6 protein-coding genes are annotated in these 5,498 nt (G+C 61.8%); 2 read left to right on the forward strand and 4 right to left on the reverse strand.

From position 1 onward, the window contains the following. The coding region (locus JNL55_RS14200) for an amine dehydrogenase large subunit (RefSeq protein ID WP_293854220.1) at nt 1-662 on the reverse strand (662 nt) is incomplete at its 3' end. A 108-nt stretch (nt 663-770) separates the two neighbouring features. Then, nucleotides 771-1,721 (reverse strand): helix-turn-helix domain-containing protein, encoded by a 951-nt coding sequence (locus JNL55_RS14205; RefSeq protein WP_293854223.1) that lies wholly within the window; start codon nt 1,719-1,721, stop codon nt 771-773. 141 nt (nt 1,722-1,862) lie between these two features. On the opposite strand from JNL55_RS14205, the gene JNL55_RS14210 reads away from it, so the two are divergent. Continuing rightward, nucleotides 1,863-2,423 (forward strand): MarR family winged helix-turn-helix transcriptional regulator, encoded by a 561-nt coding sequence (locus JNL55_RS14210; protein ID WP_293854226.1) that lies wholly within the window; start codon nt 1,863-1,865, stop codon nt 2,421-2,423. Next, nucleotides 2,420-3,823 (forward strand): MFS transporter, encoded by a 1,404-nt coding sequence (locus tag JNL55_RS14215; protein ID WP_293854229.1) that lies wholly within the window; start codon nt 2,420-2,422, stop codon nt 3,821-3,823. Before JNL55_RS14210 ends, JNL55_RS14215 begins: the two co-directional genes overlap by 4 nt. Here JNL55_RS14215 and JNL55_RS14220 read toward each other — a convergent pair. Further along, nucleotides 3,791-4,573, reverse strand: a complete 783-nt coding sequence (locus JNL55_RS14220; protein WP_293854232.1) for a cyclase family protein — start codon at nt 4,571-4,573, stop codon at nt 3,791-3,793. The genes JNL55_RS14215 and JNL55_RS14220 overlap by 33 nt on opposite strands. A gap of 21 nt (nt 4,574-4,594) precedes the next feature. Then, nucleotides 4,595-5,498, reverse strand: a 904-nt coding sequence (locus JNL55_RS14225; RefSeq protein ID WP_293854236.1) for an SDR family NAD(P)-dependent oxidoreductase, incomplete at its 5' end; no start/stop codon positions are given.

Raw genomic sequence — 5,498 nt, forward strand, 5'->3', positions numbered from 1 at the left:
TGCACTTGCAGCGCGGCGCCGTCGCTGCACAGAGAGAAGAAGCCGCGAGGCCCGGTCGGGTAGATCAGCGCGCAGCCCGCCGTTTCGATCTCTCCTAAGCTCTTGCGTGACACCGTGTCGATGACAGTCACCGATTGCGCCGGCGTAAAGTTATAGACCCACAGGAAACGTTCATCGTCGCTGAGCCTGGCACTGGCGAGCATCGGTATCGACGAGACACGCTTGGGCGGAATCTCGATCTCCGTCACTGGCGCGAGCGTGCGGCCGTCGTAGAGAGTTACGACGTCGGTGCGTGTGCCACGCGTACCGCGCGAGAAATAAATCTCTGGGGAGTAGATCACCGAGGAGTTTTTCGGCCACACCAGGCCGCCGAAACCGAAGCCGGTGCTAAGCATGCCGAGCATCGAGCCACTGTCGCCGTCGAGCAGGAACGCTTTGCCGTCGGCCATGTGATTGAACACGATGTCATTGACCCAAACCCAATGCGGGCCCGGCCGTTCCGGCAGCTGAGTGGCTGCCAAAGGATCCACGGCGACCTCCGCCGCAGTCGCGCCCCGCATCAGGGCTAGAAGTGCGACCACCGTCGACACCAGCAAAGCGTGCCACCGGCCGATGCCATTGTCCTTCACTGCGCCACCCCTCGCTACGATCGAACTTCGCATGATTCGGCTCGAACTGCCGATAGTTTGCACTGAGGGAGCGCTGCAGGATTGGCGCACAGCGAAGCCGGCTTGTACCAGCGCGCATCCGCGGACAGCCCACCCCACCAATCAGTCGTGACGCTCGCGGGCCACGAACTGTCCCGGGGGCGCACCGTATTCCTCCCGGAAGCAGCGGGTCATATGCGACAGGTCGTAAAAGCCCCACACCACGGCCAGATCCGTCAACGACCATTGGCCCGCTCTGGCGTTCTCCACTGCCTTGCGACAGCCGGCCACTCGCAATTTACGAATGTACTTGCTGATCGACGTGCCCTCGCCTTCGAAGATGGCATGGATGGAGCGGGTGCTGACCCCGAAATGCCGAGAGATGGTGGCCGGCGTCAGCTCACGGTCCTGCAAATGATTCGCAATGTATTGTTTGATCTGGGTCAGTTGTTGGGTGCGGGTGATGGGCCCGTGATGATCCCGTTCGCTGAGCACGCCGCCGAGCAAATCGAGAATGGAAGCTTCCACTCGGCGCGCCATGTGCCCCGACAGCTGATTCATGCGCAGCGCCGCCTGCGCCACGAAATTGCTCAGCAAGGCGCAATCGGCATCGTCGCCGCACAGCTTTCGGCCCAGGAAACGATCCGGTTCGGGCGTCAGTCGGCGCATCACCGAACGGCTGACCACCAGCACCGGCATTTCGTAGTAACCCTTGAAGGTCAGTGTGTAAGGTTCGGCCGTCGAGCCAATGATGAAATCACCGGGCTTGGCATGTACCTCACGGCCGCGCTGGGTCCACAGCGATTCGCCTTTGATTTGAAATTTCACCAGGTACGGCGGATCGTCGATCCGGGCGATATCCTGGGCCCGCCGGCGCACCGCCAACGGGCTGGTTGCCACGCGCACCATATGAGTATCTTCGAGCGTGACGGTTTCCAGCGCCGCGTTGAAGGAGCCGCGCATGCTGCGGTCCGTTTCGATGTGCATGGGGCAGAAGATCTGGGTCACGACCTCCTGAAAGAAGTCGAACCGCTCGTGCGGCTGACGGAGTGCGATCGGATAGCGTTGATACATAGTTCGCGCTTCCCCAGGACCCAAATCGCTTGACTCTTCAAGTTATACACAGGATCGCGGGCGGCTGCCAGCATTGGCCGAGCTTCCGGTATGCTGGCGCCCCTCAGGGTGTGCCGTCGCCACCGAAACCGCCGAGGAAGCATGCCCAGCGATCCATCCCCCGCCCGAACCAGACGCGCCACTGGAGTACACGCGCGCACCAGTCCGGCCCACGAGTCGTTTCGCATCGCGGACTATCCGTTCTATCGGCTCAATCGAGTCACGGCGCTGTATACCGAGTGTCTGGAGCGCGAACTCAAGCCCCGGGGCATGGACCAACCTCGGTGGCGCGTGCTGATGATTCTCAATGAGCACAATCCCGCCGCCATGGGGCTGATCGCCGAACTGGCCGTGATGAAGTTGCCGACCCTGCTCAAGGTGGTGAGGCGCATGGAGGACGAGGAACTGGTCCGCACTGGGGCACGCCTCTCCGATCAGCGTGTCACCGAGGTCAGTATCACTCCGCGTGGCCGCAAACAGCTGGGCTGGGTAAGAAAGGCCGCCGCCGACGTCTACCACCGAGTGACTGCCCAGCTGGCGGGGTCGGACATCGAGACACTGAATGTTTTGTTGGCCAGCCTCGAGCAAAGCCTGCTCGGTTTGCGGCCGGCACGCGGTCGGAGCACGCTGAAAGCAACGTCACTGCGAGGCACGCCATCATGAACGAGTCCGCGACCGCATCGTCCCTCGGCAGCGTTCAAGTTACCCAGGTTGTCGACGGTTGCGCCTTTCGCGGACTGCCTCTCACGGTTTTTGTCTTCTCGGTGTTGACGCTGGTGTTCGACGGCTTCGACATCCAGGCAGTGGGTTTCGTCGCCCCCGCCCTGTTGGCCGAATGGAACATTACGCGCGCCGAACTCGCACCGGTACTCGCGGCCGCAATGGTTGGAATGGCGCTAGGCGCGATGCTCATGGGGCCGGTCGGCGATAAGTTGGGTCGACGTAGCGCGCTCGTTCTATCGATGAGCACTGTGGCCATCGGCTCACTGCTCAGCGCGTATGCCGACACTCCGGGCGAGCTCTCACTCTATCGATTGATCACTGGCTTAGGCCTCGGCGGCAGCCTGCCCAATGCAACCTCGCTGGTGGTCGAGTTCGCACCGCTGACGGTTCGCAATGTCGTGGTGTCCGTGACCATCGTCGGCGTTCCTATCGGCGGCGTCGTTGGCGCCGAAGCCGCCGCCCAGTTATTACCCGCGTTCGGCTGGCGCTCGGTATTTCTGGCCGGCGCGCTGCTGCCCCTGCTGCTCGTGATATGCATGTGGTTATGGATGCCGGAATCGCCGCGCTACCTGGCACGCCGGCCGCAGCGTCGCGCTGAGCTTGCAACGATTCTCAACCGACTTACACGCAGCACGCGTTACAGCGCCGAGCATACATTCACGATCGCCGAGCAAGCCGGTGCTGAACAGAAGGAAGGTCTCGCCGCGATCTTAGCGCCGCAGTATCGGACCGATACTTTGTTGTTGTGGGTGGCATTCTTCGCCAGCATTTTCAGCGTTTACGCCTTGTTCAACTGGCTACCCACCGTGCTTTCCAGCATGGGATTGCCGGTCACAGTGGCGCTGCGTTGTGCGCTCGTTTTCAATCTCGGCGGCGTGGTGGGCACGCTCGTCATGGCCACCGCAATGAATCGTTTCGGCTCGCGCCGCGTGCTGATCGTCCTCAGTCTCATGGGCGCACTGCTGGCCGTTACGCTCGCAGTCTTTCAAAGCACGCTCTATGACGCCGACCGTTTGACTCCGTTGCTGTTAGTGATGGCCGGAGCCGGTGCGTCAATCCTGGCAGTTCAAGTTGGCCTGTATTCGGTCTCAGCCCACGCCTACCCGACCTCGGCGCGCTCGAGCGGCGTCGGAGCGGGATTGGGCATCGGTCGGCTCGGCGGCATCTTGAGCGCGTTCGCCGGCGCCGCTCTGTTCAGCGGCGGAGTCACGCCGTTCTTCGGCGGCATCGCCGTTGTGATCTTGTTGATGGCGGTCAGCATCGCACTGTTCAAGCGACACATTCCACCAGTACACGCGCAGGCTCAGCTAACTCCTTTGAACCAGCGCGAGCACACGTAGCGGACTTCCCGAGCCGTTGCGGATCTTCAAAGGCGCGGCGAAAACCACCGCCCCGGTGGCTGGCAATCGATCGAGATTGGTCAGGCACTGCAAGCCATAGCGACCCGCGCCATGCATCAAGGAATGACAGGGATAAGGCGGCTTCAAGTGATATGCCTGGCCGGCGTCGGTGCCAATGGCTTCCGAACCAAAGCCGACGATGTCGCGCTCCTCGAGCAAGAATCGAATCGCTTCGACGCTCGGGCCCGGTGTGTGTTGGCCAGTGTCGTCGAAGTTTTGATATGCCACTGGATCCTGTCGTTTCGACCAGTCCGTGCGCATCAGCACCCAGGACTGCGCCGGGATCCGACCGTGAGCCGCTTCCCAGGAATGCAGGTCGTCGACGGTCATCAGATAATCGGCGTCGGCGGCCGCTTGACGCGAACAATCGATGACACAAGCCGCACCCACCAGCTGCTGTACCGGCACCGTATCCGTCGCGTTGTTCGGTAGATCGCGGCCGGAGATCCAATGAATGGGTGCGTCGAAATGCGTGCCGGTGTGCTCGCCGCAGGAGAAGTTGTTCCAATACCAGCCTGGGCCGCGCTCGTCGTAATGCGACACTTCCTCGATACGAAACGGCCAGCACTGACCTAACTCCGGCGGCAACACGATTTGCGGAAACTCCGGCGTCAATGTCTGAGTCAGATCGATGACCTCGATCTGTTTCGACAACAACTCCGTAGCCAGTGCGGCGAGCGTGGCAGACATCGCGACTCCTCCAACTACACGTCAAAGCGACAGCTCGCGCTCCAACACCTTGGGATTCTCTCGCCAGCGCGCGAACCATTCCTGTGCCACGTCGCCGGGATAGACATCCTCGACACCGTCGCGCAGCGCGCCGGCCACAGCCTTGGCCAGAGCCTCCGGGGTGAGCTTGGGCGGCGGCAACGCCTGGCTCCATTCGTCTTCGATGGGGCCCGGGAAGACGTTGACTACGCGCAATCCAGCCGGCCTCATTTCTGCACGCAAACATTGTGACAACGACAGCGCCGCTGCCTTGGACGCCGAGAACGTGCCGTGCGAAGGGAAATTGCTCAGAGCGAACACCGATAGAATGTTCACCCAGGCCGTCGCGCTCGATTGTCCGTCGGCACTTCGGCCTTTGAGTGCCGGCCCAAACTCCTGCGCCAGACGTAACAGGCCGAAATAGTTCACATCCATTTCAGAGCGCGCCACCTCGACACCGGCGCGACTGGCGATACCGTGAGCACGATGCACTTCCGCGTTGTTGATCAGGATGTCGACGCGCCCACCGATCTCACCAGCTAACTGCGCGACCGAACGCGAGTCAGTCACGTCCAACGGCACCACAGTGATCTTCGGATCCTCGGCGAGCCGATCGAGTCCGGGAAAACGTTTCCAAGGCTCGGCTTGCCCGACCCACACGATATCTGCGCCTGCGGCCACCAGCGCTTTCGCCAGCGCCTGCCCGGTCGCTGTTTTGCCATCTGTTATCAAAACTTTGCGGAAGCGCGGATCGCATGTCATCTCTCGCAGCTGGCGATCGTCTGCCATGTTCGTGACCTCATCGATGGGGAACGCCACCAGAACCCCTTGGCCGGCTTTGTCCAGTCGTGCACCCACGCGAACGCGCGTCGGAGCAGCAGGACAAGCGGAATGTAAGTGTGCGACC

This window comes from Steroidobacter sp., from assembly GCF_016790065.1.
GTDB lineage: Bacteria > Pseudomonadota > Gammaproteobacteria > Steroidobacterales > Steroidobacteraceae > Steroidobacter.

Bases quoted from the DNA above. Each gene is read 5' to 3' on its own strand.
- JNL55_RS14205 (WP_293854223.1), bottom strand. From the start codon at position 1,721: ATGTATCAACGCTATCCGATCGCACTCCGTCAGCCGCACGAGCGGTTC.
- JNL55_RS14210 (WP_293854226.1), top strand. From the start codon at position 1,863: ATGCCCAGCGATCCATCCCCCGCCCGAACCAGACGCGCCACTGGAGTA.
- JNL55_RS14215 (WP_293854229.1), top strand. From the start codon at position 2,420: ATGAACGAGTCCGCGACCGCATCGTCCCTCGGCAGCGTTCAAGTTACC.
- JNL55_RS14220 (WP_293854232.1), bottom strand. From the start codon at position 4,573: ATGTCTGCCACGCTCGCCGCACTGGCTACGGAGTTGTTGTCGAAACAG.